The sequence below is a fragment of the Pseudomonas sp. Irchel s3b2 genome (assembly GCF_900187445.1).
In the GTDB taxonomy this organism is placed as follows: domain Bacteria; phylum Pseudomonadota; class Gammaproteobacteria; order Pseudomonadales; family Pseudomonadaceae; genus Aquipseudomonas.
On record NZ_FYEB01000008.1, the window covers coordinates 47,196 to 62,601 of the forward strand.

15 protein-coding genes are annotated in these 15,406 nt (G+C 58.8%); 12 read left to right on the forward strand and 3 right to left on the reverse strand.

Annotation, left to right across the window (positions count from 1 at the left end; translation table 11 throughout):
* Positions 1 to 272 precede the first annotated feature (272 nt).
* The 7 genes from CKW20_RS17770 (at position 273) to CKW20_RS17800 (ending at position 7,518) form a co-directional block, all read left to right on the forward strand.
* Positions 273 to 1,304, forward strand: coding sequence for a ligase-associated DNA damage response exonuclease (locus CKW20_RS17770; RefSeq protein ID WP_095054105.1), 1,032 nt, complete (start codon positions 273 to 275; stop codon positions 1,302 to 1,304).
* Positions 1,301 to 2,989, forward strand: coding sequence for an ATP-dependent DNA ligase (locus CKW20_RS17775; RefSeq protein ID WP_095054106.1), 1,689 nt, complete (start codon positions 1,301 to 1,303; stop codon positions 2,987 to 2,989). Before CKW20_RS17770 ends, CKW20_RS17775 begins: the two co-directional genes overlap by 4 nt.
* Before the next feature lie 345 nt (positions 2,990 to 3,334).
* Positions 3,335 to 4,117 carry a transporter substrate-binding domain-containing protein gene (locus CKW20_RS17780; RefSeq protein ID WP_095054107.1) on the forward strand — a complete coding sequence of 261 codons (783 nt, stop codon included), beginning with the start codon at positions 3,335 to 3,337 and terminating at the stop codon, positions 4,115 to 4,117.
* A 56-nt stretch (positions 4,118 to 4,173) separates the two neighbouring features.
* Positions 4,174 to 4,902 carry an ABC transporter permease gene (locus CKW20_RS17785; RefSeq protein WP_095054108.1) on the forward strand — a complete coding sequence of 243 codons (729 nt, stop codon included), beginning with the start codon at positions 4,174 to 4,176 and terminating at the stop codon, positions 4,900 to 4,902.
* Positions 4,899 to 5,609: an ABC transporter permease gene (locus tag CKW20_RS17790; RefSeq protein ID WP_095054109.1), complete on the forward strand. Its 711-nt coding sequence runs from the start codon at positions 4,899 to 4,901 to the stop codon at positions 5,607 to 5,609. Before CKW20_RS17785 ends, CKW20_RS17790 begins: the two co-directional genes overlap by 4 nt.
* Positions 5,610 to 5,621: 12 nt before the next feature.
* Entirely contained in the window at positions 5,622 to 6,740 is a 1,119-nt protein-coding gene (locus tag CKW20_RS17795) for a succinylglutamate desuccinylase/aspartoacylase family protein (protein ID WP_095054110.1), read from the forward strand.
* A 13-nt stretch (positions 6,741 to 6,753) separates the two neighbouring features.
* On the forward strand, positions 6,754 to 7,518 hold the full coding sequence (locus tag CKW20_RS17800) for an ABC transporter ATP-binding protein (RefSeq protein ID WP_095054111.1): 765 nt from the start codon (positions 6,754 to 6,756) through the stop codon (positions 7,516 to 7,518).
* 150 nt (positions 7,519 to 7,668) lie between these two features.
* Here CKW20_RS17800 and CKW20_RS17805 read toward each other — a convergent pair whose 3' ends face one another.
* Both CKW20_RS17805 and dcd read right to left on the reverse strand, forming a co-directional pair.
* Positions 7,669 to 7,878: a hypothetical protein gene (locus CKW20_RS17805; RefSeq protein WP_095054112.1), complete on the reverse strand. Its 210-nt coding sequence runs from the start codon at positions 7,876 to 7,878 to the stop codon at positions 7,669 to 7,671.
* A gap of 107 nt (positions 7,879 to 7,985) precedes the next feature.
* Positions 7,986 to 8,552, reverse strand: a complete 567-nt coding sequence (dcd, locus tag CKW20_RS17810) for a dCTP deaminase (protein ID WP_007904652.1) — start codon at positions 8,550 to 8,552, stop codon at positions 7,986 to 7,988.
* A 354-nt stretch (positions 8,553 to 8,906) separates the two neighbouring features.
* Between dcd and CKW20_RS17815 the strand changes: the two genes are divergently transcribed.
* Positions 8,907 to 9,116 carry a cold-shock protein gene (locus CKW20_RS17815; RefSeq protein ID WP_002554837.1) on the forward strand — a complete coding sequence of 70 codons (210 nt, stop codon included), beginning with the start codon at positions 8,907 to 8,909 and terminating at the stop codon, positions 9,114 to 9,116.
* A 268-nt stretch (positions 9,117 to 9,384) separates the two neighbouring features.
* On the opposite strand, the gene CKW20_RS17820 is transcribed toward CKW20_RS17815, so the two are convergent.
* Positions 9,385 to 10,392, reverse strand: coding sequence for a DUF481 domain-containing protein (locus CKW20_RS17820; protein WP_095054113.1), 1,008 nt, complete (start codon positions 10,390 to 10,392; stop codon positions 9,385 to 9,387).
* A gap of 166 nt (positions 10,393 to 10,558) precedes the next feature.
* Between CKW20_RS17820 and CKW20_RS17825 the strand changes: the two genes are divergently transcribed.
* The 4 genes from CKW20_RS17825 (at position 10,559) to CKW20_RS17840 (ending at position 15,343) form a co-directional block, all read left to right on the forward strand.
* Positions 10,559 to 10,912, forward strand: a complete 354-nt coding sequence (locus tag CKW20_RS17825) for an MGMT family protein (RefSeq protein WP_095054114.1) — start codon at positions 10,559 to 10,561, stop codon at positions 10,910 to 10,912.
* A gap of 44 nt (positions 10,913 to 10,956) precedes the next feature.
* On the forward strand, positions 10,957 to 12,516 hold the full coding sequence (locus tag CKW20_RS17830) for an AmpG family muropeptide MFS transporter (RefSeq protein ID WP_095054115.1): 1,560 nt from the start codon (positions 10,957 to 10,959) through the stop codon (positions 12,514 to 12,516).
* A 140-nt stretch (positions 12,517 to 12,656) separates the two neighbouring features.
* A complete protein-coding gene (locus tag CKW20_RS17835) occupies positions 12,657 to 14,372 on the forward strand; it encodes a proline--tRNA ligase (RefSeq protein ID WP_095054116.1) in 1,716 nt (571 codons plus the stop codon).
* 17 nt (positions 14,373 to 14,389) lie between these two features.
* Complete coding sequence (locus CKW20_RS17840) at positions 14,390 to 15,343, forward strand: hypothetical protein (protein WP_095054117.1); 954 nt, start codon at positions 14,390 to 14,392, stop codon at positions 15,341 to 15,343.
* The last annotated feature ends 63 nt before the right edge of the window (positions 15,344 to 15,406 follow it).

Here is a 15,406-nt window from a genome sequence, read left to right on the forward strand (position 1 = left end):
ATCCATTGTGGCGAGGGAGCTTGCTCCCGCTCGGCTGCGAAGCAGTCGCCGGTGCTCTATCTGGATTCCCGCGGTGGCAGATTCGGGGCCGCTGCGCGCCCCAGCGGGAGCAAGCTCCCTCGCCACAAGTGCGATGTTCCTCTCTAAAAACCTTAACTGGCTTGCTTGCGAATGCGGCCTGATTAACGCCTCCATTTTTCCTTGAAAATAAATAGAACTTCTCGCTTCGCGTAAACCTCCTAGCTAACAGGCCAATCCATTCTGGTAACAATATGGACCTTGTTATCGCTCGTCCTGAAGGTTTGTACTGCCCGCCCGGGGATTTCTATATCGACCCATGGCAGCCGGTCGAACGCTCGGTAATCACTCATGCCCACAGCGACCATGCTCGCCGTGGCAATCAACATTATCTGGCGGCGGCACCGGGTGCAGGCATTCTGCGTGCGCGCCTGGGCCAGGACATCAATCTGCAACCCTTGCCCTATGGCGAGCCGTTGCTGCACCGCGGCGTAAAACTGAGTTTCCACCCTGCGGGCCATGTACTCGGCTCGGCCCAGATACGGCTGGAATACGGCGGTGAGGTCTGGGTCGCCTCGGGGGATTACAAGACCGAGCCCGACGGCACCTGTGCGCCATTCGAGCCGGTGCGCTGTCACACGTTCATCACGGAATCGACGTTCGGCCTGCCGATTTACCGCTGGCAATCCCAGACGCAAATCTTTGCCGAGATCAATCAGTGGTGGCAGACCAACGCCGCAGTCGACAAAACCAGCGTGCTGCTCTGCTACGCCTTCGGCAAGGCGCAGCGGATTCTCCACGGCATCGATGCCAGCCTCGGCCCCATTCTGGTACATGGCGCGGTTGAACCCATCAATCGGATTTATCGCGAGAGCGGCATTTATATACCGCCAACGATCTATTCCGGTGCAGTAAAAAAACATGACCCGATGATGCGCAAGGCCTTGGTCCTCGCACCACCTTCGGCTGGTGCCAGCCCTTGGGTACGGCGTTTCGGTGACTACAGCGATGGCTTCGCCAGCGGTTGGATGCGCTTGCGCGGGACACGGCGGCGGCGCGGCGTGGACCGCGGTTTCGTGCTGTCCGATCACGCCGACTGGCCCGGCCTGCTCTGGGCCATCGAACAAACCGGAGCCGAACGCGTGATCGTCACCCATGGTTCGATTGGAGTACTGGTTCGCCATCTACGCGAACTAGGCCTCGATGCCATGAGTTTCAGCACCGAATACGGCGATGATGAAGACACCACCGTCCTCGAACCCGAGCGCGCCGAGGTGCTGGCATGAAAGCCTTCGCCGACTTGTATGCCGAACTCGATGCCACCACCTCAAGCAACGCCAAACTGGCGGCGATGCAGAGCTATTTCGCCCAAGCCTCGCCCGAAGATGCCGCCTGGGCGGTGTACTTTCTGTCCGGTGGGCGACCTCGGCAATTGGTGCCGGTACGAATGCTGCGGGAAATGGCCACAGCGTTTTCCGGGCTCTCGCCCTGGTTGTTCGAAGAAAGTTATCAGGCCGTTGGTGATCTGGCGGAAACCATCTCGCTGGTGCTGCCTGAAACGCACCACACCTCTACCGACGGGCTGGCGGTGTGGATTGAAGACAAACTGCTGCCGCTGCGTAACGCGCCCCCGCAGACCCTCGCCGAATGCTTGCCGGCCCTGTGGGCGCAACTGGATCGTCAGAGTCTGATGCTGTGCATCAAATTGATCACCGGCAGTTTCCGCGTCGGGGTTTCCAAATTGCTGGTCACCCGCGCCCTGGCGGCGATGGCCGGGCTCGACAGCAAACGCGTGGCCCAGCGGCTGGTGGGTTACACCGATCTGTCTAATCGCCCGAGCGCCGCCAGTTACCTGAAGCTGATCGCCGCCGAATCACCCAATGAGCATGCCCAACGGGGTGGCCAGCCGTACCCGTTTTTCCTCGCCCATGCGTTGTCGCACCCAGTCGAACAGTTCGAAGCCCTGCTCGGTCCGGCCAGCCAATGGCAAGTGGAATGGAAGTGGGACGGCATCCGCGCTCAAGTGGTCAAGCGCGACGGGCGCTTGTGGATCTGGTCGCGTGGTGAAGAACTGGTGAGCGAACGCTTTCCCGAACTGGACAGCCTGGTTCACGACTTACCCGACGGCACGGTGATCGATGGTGAAATCGTCGCCTGGAAAGCTGCACAACCGGGTACCAAAGACGCCTTCGAGCCGCAATCGCCGTCGTCACCCGCCGTGCAACCCTTCGCCCTGTTGCAACAGCGGATCGGCCGTAGAACGCTGAGCAAGAAAATCCTCGATGAAGTGCCCGTGGTCATCCTGGCCTATGACCTGCTGGAATGGCAGGGTGAAGATTGGCGTAACCAGACTCAGGCCACGCGCCGCAGTCAGTTGGAGCAACTCATCCTCACCTGCGCAAACCCGGTGTTACTGAGCTCGCCGGTGCTGACCGGCGAAGACTGGTTCGACCTCGCCCGCCAACGGGAAGCCTCCCGCAGGCTGGGCGTCGAAGGCATGATGCTCAAGGCCCGCGATGCGCTGTATGGCGTCGGGCGGACCAAGGACATGGGCGTGTGGTGGAAATGGAAAGTCGACCCGTTCAGTGTCGATGCGGTGCTGATCTATGCCCAGCAGGGTCATGGCCGCCGGGCCAGTCTCTACACTGATTACACCTTCGCCGTGTGGGACGGCCCACCCTCTGCCCGCGAGCGAACGCTGGTGCCTTTCGCCAAGGCTTATTCCGGGTTGACTGACGAAGAAATGCGGCAGGTCGATAGCATCGTACGCAAGACCACGGTGGAAAAATTCGGACCGGTGAGTAGTGTGAAGCCGACCCTGGTGTTTGAGCTGGGGTTCGAGGGCATTGCCCTGTCGAAACGGCACAAGAGCGGCATTGCGGTGCGGTTTCCGAGGATGCTGCGTTGGCGGCAGGACAAGTCGGTGGAGGAAGCTGACAGCTTGGCGACGTTGCAGGATTTGCTTACCTGAACTGATTTCTGTAGATCGCAGTTGGCGAAGCCTGCTCTGTAGGAGCGAGGCTTGCCCGCGAAGGCGTCCTCAAGTACGCGAAAAGCTTCGCGGGCAAGCCTCGCTCCTACAGAGCAGATTGGGCATTAGAGGTGAGCCCCTCACCACATTGCGCACTGCCCTGGCGCAAGGATCTGTCGATGCCCATTTTCGTGCACAGATCGCGCTTTGCCACTTCTTGTATTACCTTTTAAACGCTTGTTCGGCACTCTGGTTCGGAAATTGCTACTTTTAATAGGTCTTACGCTTTCCAGTAACAGTACTTCTGCGCCACAAGCGCTCATATTGGTTCTTAGGGATTGAATAATGAAAAAAGCATTGCTGACCCTTTCTGCACTGGCGTTGTGCATGGCTGCCGGCTCCGCGCTGGCCAAGGAATACAAAGAATTGCGTTTTGGCGTTGACCCTTCTTACGCGCCGTTCGAGTCCAAAGCAGCCGATGGCAGCCTGGTAGGCTTCGACATCGATCTGGGCAATGCAATCTGCGCCGAGCTGAAGGTCAAGTGCAAATGGGTCGAAAGCGATTTCGACGGTATGATTCCGGGCCTCAAGGCCAATAAATTCGACGGTGTGATCTCTTCGATGACCGTCACCCCGGCCCGCGAAAAAGTCATCGACTTCTCCGACGAGCTGTTCTCCGGCCCAACCGCTTATGTATTCAAGAAAGGTTCCGGCCTGAGCGAAGATGTCGCGTCGCTGAAGGGCAAGACCGTAGGCTACGAGCAAGGCACCATCCAGGAAGCCTACGCCAAGGCCGTGCTGGACAAGGCTGGCGTGAAAACCCAGGCCTATCAGAACCAGGATCAGGTGTATTCCGATCTGACTTCCGGCCGTCTCGACGCAGCGATCCAGGACATGTTGCAAGCCGAACTGGGCTTCTTGAAGTCGCCAAAAGGCGCCGATTACGAAGTCAGCAAGCCAGTCGACAGCGAATTGCTGCCCGCTAAAACAGCTATCGGTATCTCTAAAGGTAACAAAGACCTCAAAGAACTTTTGAATAAAGGTATCAAAGCGTTACACGACGATGGCACCTACGCCACCATTCAGAAGAAACACTTTGGTGACCTGAATCTGTACAGCGGCAAATAATGCCCGGCGCCCATCTCGCGATGGGCGCTTTTTTCACCCGATCAGGTTGCTGATTTATGTTCGAAAACCTATTACAAAGCCTGGGGCTTTCTGCCTTCAGCCTCCAGGGCTTCGGTCCGTTGCTGATGGAAGGCACCTGGATGACCATCAAATTATCGGTGTTGTCACTTTTGCTGGCCGTGTTGCTCGGCCTGCTGGGCGCCAGCGCCAAGCTGTCAAAAGTCAAACTGCTGCGGATACTGGCCCAGCTCTACACCACGCTGATTCGCGGGGTGCCCGACCTGGTGCTGATGCTGCTGATTTTCTACAGCCTGCAAACCTGGCTGACCTCGTTTACCGACTTCATGGAATGGGAATACATCGAGATCAACCCGTTCAGCGCCGGGGTCATCACCCTGGGCTTCATTTATGGCGCGTACTTCACCGAAACCTTCCGTGGCGCGATCCTCGCCGTACCGCGGGGCCAGGTCGAAGCCGCCACTGCCTATGGCCTCAAACGCGGTCAGCGTTTTCGTATCGTGGTGTTTCCGCAAATGATGCGCTTCGCACTGCCGGGCATCGGCAACAACTGGATGGTGATGCTCAAGGCCACCGCGCTGGTTTCGATCATCGGTCTCGCCGACCTGGTCAAGGCCGCGCAGGACGCCGGTAAAAGCACCTATCAACTGTTCTACTTCCTGGTGCTGGCAGCCCTGATTTACCTGGTGATCACCAGCGCCTCCAACGTCGTCCTGCGCTGGCTCGAACGCCGCTACGCCGCTGGCTCCCGGGAGGCCGTACGATGATCGAACTCTTGCAGGAATACTGGAGACCCTTCCTTTATACCGACGGCTATAACATCACTGGCCTGGCCATGACCATGTGGCTGCTCAGCGCTTCGATCTGCATCGGTTTTGTAGTGTCGATCCCGCTGTCCATCGCCAGGGTTTCGCCCAAGGTCTACATCCGCTGGCCGGTGCAATTTTACGTCTACCTGTTCCGGGGGACGCCGCTGTATATCCAGCTGCTGATTTTCTACACCGGCATCTACAGCCTGGCGGCCGTGCGCGCCCAGCCAGTCCTCGATGCGTTCTTTCGCGATGCGATGAACTGCACGATCCTGGCGTTCGCCCTGAACACATGCGCCTACACCACGGAGATCTTCGCCGGGGCGATTCGCAGCATGGCGCATGGTGAAGTCGAAGCGGCCAAGGCCTACGGTCTGTCAGGCTGGAAGCTCTATGCCTACATCATCATGCCGTCGGCCCTGCGACGCTCGTTGCCTTATTACAGCAACGAAGTGATTCTGATGCTGCACTCGACCACCGTGGCGTTCACCGCAACTATCCCGGATGTCTTGAAAGTCGCTCGCGATGCGAACTCTGCGACTTTCCTGACATTCCAGTCATTCGGCATCGCCGCACTGATCTACCTGACCGTTACTTTTGCACTGGTCGGCCTGTTCCGCCTCGCCGAACGCCGATGGCTGGCCTTCCTCGGGCCGACTCACTAGGACAATTCGTTCATGCGCCACCAGATTCATGACCTGCTGGCCCCGCTGCCGGGGACCGTGCGACAGATTCACAGCTTCCATTTCGGCCCGCCGTCGGCCAAAGGCAAGATCTACATACAGTCCTCCCTGCATGCCGATGAACTGCCCGGCATGCTGGTGGCCTGGCACCTCAAGCAACGTCTGGCGGAGCTGGAAGCCGCTGGCCGGCTGCGCAGCGAAATCGTGCTGGTGCCCGTGGCCAACCCGGCCGGCCTGGAACAGGTGTTGATGGACGTGCCACTGGGCCGTTACGAGCTGGAAAGCGGGCAGAATTTCAATCGCTGGTTCGTCGACTTGAGTGAAGAAGTCGGCAACGAGATCGAAGGCCTGCTCGGCGACGATCCGCAACGTAACCTCGAACTGATCCGCGACAGCCTGCGCAAGGCGTTGGCAAAGCAAACTGCCAGCACCCAACTGCAATCCCAACGCCTGACCCTGCAACGACTGGCCTGCGATGCAGACATGGTGCTGGACCTGCATTGCGATTTCGAAGCCGTGGCGCACCTTTACACCACGCCCGAGGCCTGGCCGCAGGTCGAGCCGCTGGCGCGCTACATTGGTTCCGAAGCCAGCCTGCTGGCTACCGATTCGGGTGGCCAATCGTTCGATGAATGCTTCACCCTGCTCTGGTGGCAATTGAAAGAGCGCTTCGGCGAGCAGTTCGAAATTCCGCTGGGCAGTTTTTCAGTCACCGTCGAATTGCGCGGCCAGGGTGACGTCAACCACCCGCTGGCCAGCCTCGATTGTCAGGCGCTGATCGATTATCTGATTCACTTCGGCGCGATTGCCGGTGAGCCGGCGCCATTACCGGCACTGCCCTACCCGGCCACGCCGCTGGCCGGCGTTGAACCGGTGGCGACACCCGTGGGCGGATTGCTGGTGTTCACTGCCTTACCCGGGGAATACCTGGAGGCAGGGCAACTGATCGCCGAAGTCATCGACCCGATCAATGATCGCGTCACCCCAGTTCATTGCACCGCCGCCGGGCTGATGTACGCCCGTTCACTGCGGCGTATGGCCACTGCCGGCATGGTGATCGCCCACGTCGCGGGCACCGAAGCCTATCGCAGCGGCTACCTACTTTCGCCTTGAGGATGCATGCCCCATGTACAAACTGACCATTGAAGGCCTGCATAAAAGCTATGGCGATCATCAGGTGCTCAAAGGCGTTTCGCTCAAGGCCAAAACCGGCGACGTCATCAGCCTGATCGGCGCCAGCGGCTCAGGCAAAAGCACCTTTTTACGCTGCATCAATTTTCTCGAGCAACCCAACGACGGCGCCATGACCATGGACGGCCAGCCGATCCGCATGATCCACGACCGTCATGGAATGCGCGTCGCCGATGACAATGAACTGCAACGAATCCGCACCCGCCTGGCCATGGTGTTCCAGCATTTCAACCTGTGGAGCCACATGACGGTGCTGGAGAACATCACCATGGCCCCTCGCCGGGTGCTCGGTTGCAGCAAGAAAGAGGCCGAAGACCGTGCCCGACGCTACCTCGACAAGGTGGGCCTCTCGGCACGCGTGGCGGATCAGTACCCTGCGTTCCTTTCGGGCGGCCAGCAACAACGGGTAGCCATTGCCCGCGCACTGGCCATGGAACCGGAAGTCATGCTGTTCGACGAACCGACCTCGGCGCTCGACCCGGAACTGGTGGGCGAGGTGCTCAAGGTCATCCAGGGCCTGGCCGAAGAAGGCCGGACCATGATCATGGTCACCCACGAAATGAGCTTTGCCCGCAAGGTATCGAGCCAGGTGCTGTTCCTGCACCAGGGTCTGGTGGAAGAAGAAGGTGCGCCGGAAGATGTGCTGGGCAATCCGAAGAGTGAACGGCTGAAGCAGTTCCTCAGCGGTAACCTCAAGTAACCCACTCCCCTGTAGGAGCGAGCTTGCTCGCGAAGACGGCGGTACAGTCAACATTGATGTCGCCTGATACACCGCTTTCGCGAGCAAGCTCGCTCCTACAGGAATTTCGCTTAACTGACTGGCATTGGGCCATTCATTTTCGGCAGCAGGTCAGGCGACTGGCGCGGGTGGCGGCTCATCCGGAAGAGTGGGCTCTCCGGGTTCTGTCGGCTGTTCATTGGGGGTATCAGGATCAGGCTGACCGGGGATGCCCCCTGCCATGCTGACTGGCGGATGTGCCAACAAGGACCAGGCCAGCATGCCAACCTGATTGGGCTCAAGCCTTGCCAGTTCGGCAGTTATTCGTGGATCGATCTTCATGAAGCACTCCTGAGCGATGGCCCGATCCGCCTTGCGCGAATCGGAGCAGTACACCCCATAGAGTGTACGCCCGCTCAGGAATTCCAACGATTTGTCAGACGGCTGACTCAGGTACGCGGCAAGGTCACGCCACGCTGGCCCTGGTACTTGCCGCCACGGTCCTTGTAGGAGACTTCGCACTCTTCGTCCGACTCAAGGAACAACATCTGCGCCACGCCTTCGTTCGCGTAGATTTTCGCCGGCAGATTGGTGGTGTTGGAGAACTCCAGGGTCACGTGACCTTCCCACTCAGGCTCGAGCGGCGTGACGTTGACGATGATGCCGCAACGCGCGTAGGTGCTTTTACCCAGGCAAATGGTCAATACGTTACGCGGGATGCGGAAGTATTCGACGGTGCTGGCCAGAGCGAAGGAGTTCGGCGGAATGATGCACACGTCGCTGTGGATGTCGACGAAGCTGCCAGCATCGAAGTTTTTCGGGTCGACGATCGCCGAATTGATGTTGGTAAACACCTTGAAGTGATTGGTGCAACGCACATCGTAGCCGTAGCTGGACACGCCGTAGGAGATCACACGGCTATCGTCGCTACCGCGCACCTGACGCTCGACGAAAGGCTCGATCATGCCGTGTTCCTGCGCCATGCGGCGAATCCACTTGTCCGATTTGATGCTCATGGCGGGTGTCCTGAATAGCGAGGTGGAAAAATTCTGTCCGGCATCTTACCGGGCAGGCGCTCCGGGTTCAAAGTCCGGGAAACAATTCTCGACGATCCCCCATGAATTCCGGGCCTTCACCGCTATTCGATGCACCGTCAGTCATGAAAACAGAGAAACCTTCGCAAGAACCATTGGCACGTTCCGGAAAAAGGGTTAAGGTGGCGCCACTGTGCTGCTTGTGTCACTGAGAATCTCTACACGATATGTTGAATTTCGATCCAACCATCTACAAGAATTTTTCCTGCTCTTTGCACTCAGTCTCGGCCAGGGTTCTTCCTGCGTCGCAGTTATCTTTGTTCAAGGAGTTACACCATGTCTAATCGCCAAACCGGTACCGTTAAGTGGTTCAACGATGAAAAAGGCTTCGGCTTCATCACTCCACAATCCGGTGACGACCTGTTCGTTCACTTCAAAGCTATCCAATCCGACGGCTTCAAAAGCCTGAAAGAAGGCCAACAGGTTTCTTTCATCGCTACCCGCGGTCAGAAAGGCATGCAAGCTGAAGAAGTTCAAGTTATCTAACTTGTAACTGCTTTAGTAAAAAGCCCCGCCCTTAAAAGCGGGGCTTTTTTGTGTCTGTGTGTTTTACATGGACAACAAAAGATCGCAGCGCTCGGCGCGTCGTTCACGGCATCTGTAGGAGCTGGCTTGCCAGCGAAGACGGCCTCACGTCATGCAGCGCCGATGAAAACGCCTTCGCCGGCAAGCCGGCTCCTACGGGGGTTCGCGGCGTTCACGGTTTCTGTAGCTGCCGCAGGCTCGGGCCGCGTTCGGACGATTTTTTGGCGACTTACCAGGTCACGCCAAACCCTGCGGTGTATCGGGTCTTGCGCAGGTCAGCCTCATCGCTACCGCTGATGATATCTTTCTCGGCCTTAAGGTTCAGCGACGCCCAATCGGTGACTTTGTAGCGCAGCCCAACCTCGGCATCGAGTGCGTAATCCGCCACGCCCGACAGCGGCTTGCCGACCTCACCATTGGTGAAGAACTCGACCTTCTTGCCGACCAGGTAGCGGTTGTAGTCCCACTTCATCGCCAGCGAATAGAAGTTTTTCTTTCCGCCATCGGAGAATTCATAGTCCGTGCGGTTAAGCAGCGAGCCCAGGGAAAAGGCGCCCAGCTCGTTATCCCAGAATTGATAACCGGGACCGGTCCCCACGGTGCGCTGACGAGAGAGCTCTTCGACCTTGTCGCGCTTATAGTTCAAACGACCTTGCCAGAACCATTTCTCGGTCAGAAAACGGTCGAGAGCGTACTCAGCCCGCCAATTATCCGTGGTAACCACGTCATCCTGGAATTCGCGGTTGTACTCGCCTTCTGCCGTGTGGCGCCATCTACCATGGCGCGCACTGGTCTTGAAGTCGACGTCATAGTCATCAGTGTCTTTTTCTGCACGCTGGTAATCCAGCGCCAGATCGACATGCCCCTTCAACACCAAATCCTCGACCACCGGTTTGGGCTTGAGCATCTGCTGGATGCTCGCCAGCTCCACCGTCTTGGGTGCGTCACCATTGGCCAGAGTGACCTTGCCGTCTTCCGCCGCGTGCAGTGACTTGGCCACCTCGCCGCTGTAGGCATCCTGCTTGACCAGCATATGCTGATCACTCTCCAGGGTTTTTACCTTGTTCCAATCGATCGGCACTGCACCGGCGTACTCGGTTTCTACCAGCAGCTTGCCACCATCGAACAGAATGATCTTGCCGCTCAATTTGTCACCGTTTTTCAACCAGACGGTATCGGCGAGCAAGGGAGTGGAAGCACTGACGACAGCGAGGCACAGCAAGGTTCTGGACAACATAAGCGAATCGAAGGCTCAACATTGCGAAAAAAAGTCGGCATTATCCATAGGAATAAGGCCCGGACAAGGACTGACCCGACTATTACTATTGAGTTCATTTCTCAACGGGCAATCCAGGATTTACTCTACGAACGGTCAATGCGCATTTTTTCAGGAAGCCCGGGACGTGACCGACTCAACCGCTGAAACCGAAAGCGCGGCGCAAATCCGACGCACGGCGCTCTACCTGACTCTGGCACAAGTGCCCGAGGGTAAAGTCGTGAGTTACGGCCAGCTTGCCGAGCTGGCGGGACTGGGGCGTGCCGCTCGCTGGGTCGGGCGAACGCTCAGCCAACTGCCCGGGGACACCAAATTACCCTGGCACCGGGTGCTGGGTGCCGGCGGTCGGATCAGCCTGCCTGTGGGCAGCCCTTCGGGGGATGAACAACGGGCCCGATTGCGCATGGAAGGCGTCAGTATCCTGAATAATCGTGTTGATATTCAGCGCCATGGCTGGCGCCCGGTAGAGCACAGCGGTTAGAGTGCGCGCTTTGTTTCCGTAATTCTTGAGGCAGACTCCAGCCCATGCCCCGTAAAACCTGGCGCGCCGCGCTCGCCGCCTATGCCAGCCCCTCGACTCTCGTGTTGTTGCTGCTTGGTTTCGCCGCCGGCCTGCCCTACATGCTGGTGTTTTCGACGCTTTCAGTCTGGCTGCGTGAAGCGGGTGTGGCCCGCGAAACCATCGGCTATGCAAGCCTGATCGGCCTGGCCTATGCCTTTAAATGGGTCTGGTCGCCGCTGCTCGACCAATGGCGCCTGCCACTGCTCGGCAAGCTTGGTCGACGACGCTCGTGGCTGGTGCTGTCCCAGGCGCTGGTGATTCTCGGCCTGATCGGCATGGGCTTCTGCGACCCACAGAAGCACCTGTCCTGGCTGATCGCCATTGCCGTGGTCGTAGCCTTCGCCTCAGCGACGCAAGACATCGCTGTCGACGCCTATCGCCTGGAAATTGCCGACGACACCCGACAGGCCGCGCTGGCGGCCAGCTATATGGCCGGTTATCGGGTCGCCGCCCTGTTGGCGACGGCCGGCGCATTGTTCTTCGCCGAAGGCTTCGGCTCCACCGGCTTCAACTACAAGCATGCGGCGTGGGCCGGCACCTACGTGCTATTCGGCGTATTGATGATCCCGGCGCTGCTGACCAGCCTGTTCATGCGCGAACCGCCAGTACCGCTACGCACTCAATTGCAGGCCGGACGCTACAGCTTTGCGCACCAATTGGCGTCGGTGTTCGTGTTGATCGTGCTACTAGTATCCGTACCGGCCTTGTTCACCCAGCTCTATAACACGGACTTCGCCAGCGTACTGTTCGAAGGCGTCAGCGTGCTCGACCTGTTGCTCGAAGACCGTGCGTTCCTGCGGGCGATCCTCTATATCACGCTAACTGGCCTGTGCTTGTCGGCCATGGGTCGCCGTGGCTTGGCTCCGGTGCTGACACCGGTTAACGACTTCATCCTGCGTTACCGCTGGCAAGCCCTGCTGCTGCTCGGACTGATCGCCACCTATCGAATGTCCGATACGGTCATGGGCGTGATGGCCAACGTGTTCTACATCGATCAGGGATTCACCAAGGATCAGATTGCCAGCGTCAGCAAGATTTTCGGCCTGATCATGACGCTGGTCGGCGCCGGCATGGGTGGCTTGCTGATCGTGCGTTTCGGCATCCTGCCCATTCTGTTTATCGGCGGTGTTTCATCGGCCGCGACCAATCTGCTATTCCTGATGCTGACAGACATGGGCGCCAATCTGCAGATGCTGGTCGTCACCATCTCGCTGGATAACTTCAGCTCCGGCCTGGCGACTTCGGCGTTCGTCGCTTACCTGTCAAGCCTGACCAACCTCAAGTTCTCCGCCACCCAATACGCCCTGCTAAGCTCGATCATGCTCCTGCTGCCCCGCCTGATCGGCGGCTACTCAGGGGTCATGGTGGAAAAATTCGGATATCACCATTTCTTCTTGATCACCGCCCTGCTGGGCGTTCCGACGTTGCTATTGATCGCCCTGCACTGGTTCCAGGAAAACCGCCGCGCAGGTCCGACACCAACGCCGGAATCGACTCAGACCCCGGTCGCGGAAGAGTCGTAGACTCTTTTCAGGAAACATCGCAGAGGGCGAGCAGATTCTCGCCCTCTGCGACACAGCCGGCCGCACTCCTGTACGCCAGCAGATCTCGCCCGTACAATGTTCCGTCATTTCTCGTCATCAGCAACCGACAACGGCCAACCATGCGCACCAGTCAATTTTTGCTCGCCACACAGAAAGAAACGCCTTCCGACGCGGTCGTCATCAGCCATCAGCTGATGCTGCGCGCCGGCATGATCCGCAAACTCGCCTCGGGCCTGTACACCTGGCTGCCCATGGGCTTGCGAGTGATGCGCAAGGTTGAAGCCATCGTGCGTGAAGAAATGAACGCCGCCGGCTCTCTCGAAGTGTTGATGCCGAGCACGCAACCGGCTGAGCTGTGGCAGGAATCCGGTCGCTGGGAAGAATACGGCCCTGAATTGCTGCGCTTCAAGGATCGCCATGGTCGCGATTTCTGTGCCGGCCCGACTCACGAAGAAGTCATCACCGACCTGATGCGTAACGAGTTGAGCAGCTACAAACAGCTGCCGATCAACCTGTATCAGATCCAGACCAAATTCCGTGACGAAATCCGCCCACGCTTCGGTTTGATGCGCGGCCGCGAATTCATCATGAAGGACGCCTATTCGTTCCACGCTGATCAGCCTTCGCTGCAGATCACCTACGACCGCATGCACCAGGCGTACTGCAACGTGTTCACTCGCCTGGGCCTGAAATTCCGTCCGGTTGAAGCCGACAACGGCTCGATCGGTGGTGCCGGCTCCCACGAATTCCACGTGCTGGCCGAATCCGGCGAAGACGACATCGTCTTCAGCAACGGTTCCGACTATGCGGCGAACATCGAGAAGGCCGAAGCCGTACCGCGCGAAACCTCTCGTGCCGCGCCTGCCGAAGAGTTGCGTCTGGTCGACACGCCGAACGCCAAGACCATTGCGCAACTGGTCGAAGGCTTCAATCTGCCGATCGAAAAGACCATCAAGACCCTGGTGGTGCACGCTGAAGAGCAAGGCAAACTGATTGCCCTGATCATCCGTGGCGACCACGAGCTGAACGAAATCAAGGCCGCCAACCAGCCTGGCGTTGCCAGCCCGCTGGTCATGGCTTCCGAAGCTGAACTGCGCGACGCCATTGGCGCCGGCGCCGGTTCTCTTGGCCCGTTGAACCTGCCACTGCCGATCATCATCGACCGTTCCGTCGAGCTGATGAGCGACTTCGGTATCGGTGCCAACATCGACGACAAGCACTACTTCGGCGTGAACTGGGAGCGTGATCTGCCGGTTCCGACCGTTGCCGACCTGCGCAATGTCGTGGCCGGTGATCCGAGCCCTGACGGCAAAGGTACCCTGGAAATCAAGCGCGGCATCGAAGTCGGGCACATCTTCCAGCTGGGCAACAAGTACAGCAAAGCGATGAAGTGCGAAGTGTTGGGCGAGAACGGCAAGCCAGTCACCCTGGAAATGGGCTGCTATGGCATTGGCGTGTCCCGCGTAGTGGCTGCCGCCATCGAGCAGGGCAACGATGAAAACGGAATTATCTGGAGCGACGCTCTGGCCCCGTTCCAGATTGCTCTGGTACCGCTGCGCTACGAAACCGAACAGGTTCGCGAAGCCACCGATAAGCTCTACGCAGAACTGACTGCCGCCGGCTTCGAAGTGCTGCTGGACGACCGCGACAAGAAAACCAGCCCGGGCATCAAGTTCGCGGACATGGAGCTGATCGGCATTCCACACCGGATCGTGGTCAGTGACCGCGGCCTCGCCGACGGCAATCTGGAATACAAGAGCCGCACCGAGGCCGAGGCGCAAGCGCTGCCGGTCGCTGACGTGCTGTCTTTCCTCCAGGCCCGTATCCGCCGCTGACACCAGATAGAGACATCATGTTCAAGCGAAACACCTTAGGCCTCGGTGGTGCCGCCCTGTGCGGCACCCTGCTGGTCAGCGGCTGTGCCAATCAGATGTCACAACGCAGTGAGCACGAGGAGCGGGTCGAGCGCAAATTGCTCGATCACAGCCTGCAGATCGATGTCGGCGAGCCCAAGGTGCTTGAGCTGCCGCAACGTCGGGTGAAAATCCACGAGCAGAAGACCTTCGAAGTCACCGAGTTCGAAGTCACGCGTCGCTACGATCGCTACACGCCTTACCAACCCTGGAGGGAGGTCTACGAAATCCCGCTGGGCGCGGTGGCGGTGGTGGCCGGTGTCGCTGCGAACGTGGTCAACGTGTTCGCCCTCGGCAATCTGCCGGACAGCGTGACGAAGGACTGGCTCAGCTATGGTTTCTCCGGGCTCAACCCGTTGATGAACGTGCCGTCCCATGGCCGGGCGCAACAGAACCTGGCGGGCATCGACGAAGTTCAGCGCGACAAGCGCACGGAATACTCGAGCCTGCCGTGGAGCGAGCGTCCAGTGCAGGTCAAGGCCGGCAAGAACACGTTCGAGCTGAGCACCGACCGTAACGGCGTGTTGCGCCTGAATCTGCTGGACAGCCCGTTCGCCGAACATGACCTCAATCATCTGGGCAAGCTGCAGATCAGTGTCGAGGACAACAAGGACGATGTGCACACTGACTCGTCCCTGGCGATCAGCAACAACTTGCGCGGCAAGCTGCTCGAAGCGCATGGGCTGATTTACGACGACCTCGAAGACGATGAAGTGAGCCAGTGGGTACACCGGGTCAAACGTCTGTCGGAACTCGGTCTGGAAGAAGAAGCCAGCGAGCTGGAACAGAGCCTGATCGAACTGACCCGCAATGATCCCGAGTTGCAGACCGAATTCCTCAAGTCACTGACCAAGGATGCCGGGCGATTGGTGGCGGATCCGGGACCGAATTAAAGTCAAAAGCTTCGCGGGCAAGCCTCGCTCCTACAGGTATGGCATGTTCCCTGTAGGAGCGAG

Excerpts from the sequence above, each read along its gene's own strand:
- CKW20_RS17770 (WP_095054105.1), top strand. The coding sequence starts at position 273 with ATGGACCTTGTTATCGCTCGTCCTGAAGGTTTGTACTGCCCGCCCGGG.
- CKW20_RS17775 (WP_095054106.1), top strand. The coding sequence starts at position 1,301 with ATGAAAGCCTTCGCCGACTTGTATGCCGAACTCGATGCCACCACCTCA.
- CKW20_RS17780 (WP_095054107.1), top strand. The coding sequence starts at position 3,335 with ATGAAAAAAGCATTGCTGACCCTTTCTGCACTGGCGTTGTGCATGGCT.
- CKW20_RS17785 (WP_095054108.1), top strand. The coding sequence starts at position 4,174 with ATGTTCGAAAACCTATTACAAAGCCTGGGGCTTTCTGCCTTCAGCCTC.
- CKW20_RS17790 (WP_095054109.1), top strand. The coding sequence starts at position 4,899 with ATGATCGAACTCTTGCAGGAATACTGGAGACCCTTCCTTTATACCGAC.
- CKW20_RS17795 (WP_095054110.1), top strand. The coding sequence starts at position 5,622 with ATGCGCCACCAGATTCATGACCTGCTGGCCCCGCTGCCGGGGACCGTG.
- CKW20_RS17800 (WP_095054111.1), top strand. The coding sequence starts at position 6,754 with ATGTACAAACTGACCATTGAAGGCCTGCATAAAAGCTATGGCGATCAT.
- CKW20_RS17805 (WP_095054112.1), bottom strand. The coding sequence starts at position 7,878 with ATGAAGATCGATCCACGAATAACTGCCGAACTGGCAAGGCTTGAGCCC.
- dcd (WP_007904652.1), bottom strand. The coding sequence starts at position 8,552 with ATGAGCATCAAATCGGACAAGTGGATTCGCCGCATGGCGCAGGAACAC.
- CKW20_RS17815 (WP_002554837.1), top strand. The coding sequence starts at position 8,907 with ATGTCTAATCGCCAAACCGGTACCGTTAAGTGGTTCAACGATGAAAAA.
- CKW20_RS17820 (WP_095054113.1), bottom strand. The coding sequence starts at position 10,392 with ATGTTGTCCAGAACCTTGCTGTGCCTCGCTGTCGTCAGTGCTTCCACT.
- CKW20_RS17830 (WP_095054115.1), top strand. The coding sequence starts at position 10,957 with ATGCCCCGTAAAACCTGGCGCGCCGCGCTCGCCGCCTATGCCAGCCCC.
- CKW20_RS17835 (WP_095054116.1), top strand. The coding sequence starts at position 12,657 with ATGCGCACCAGTCAATTTTTGCTCGCCACACAGAAAGAAACGCCTTCC.
- CKW20_RS17840 (WP_095054117.1), top strand. The coding sequence starts at position 14,390 with ATGTTCAAGCGAAACACCTTAGGCCTCGGTGGTGCCGCCCTGTGCGGC.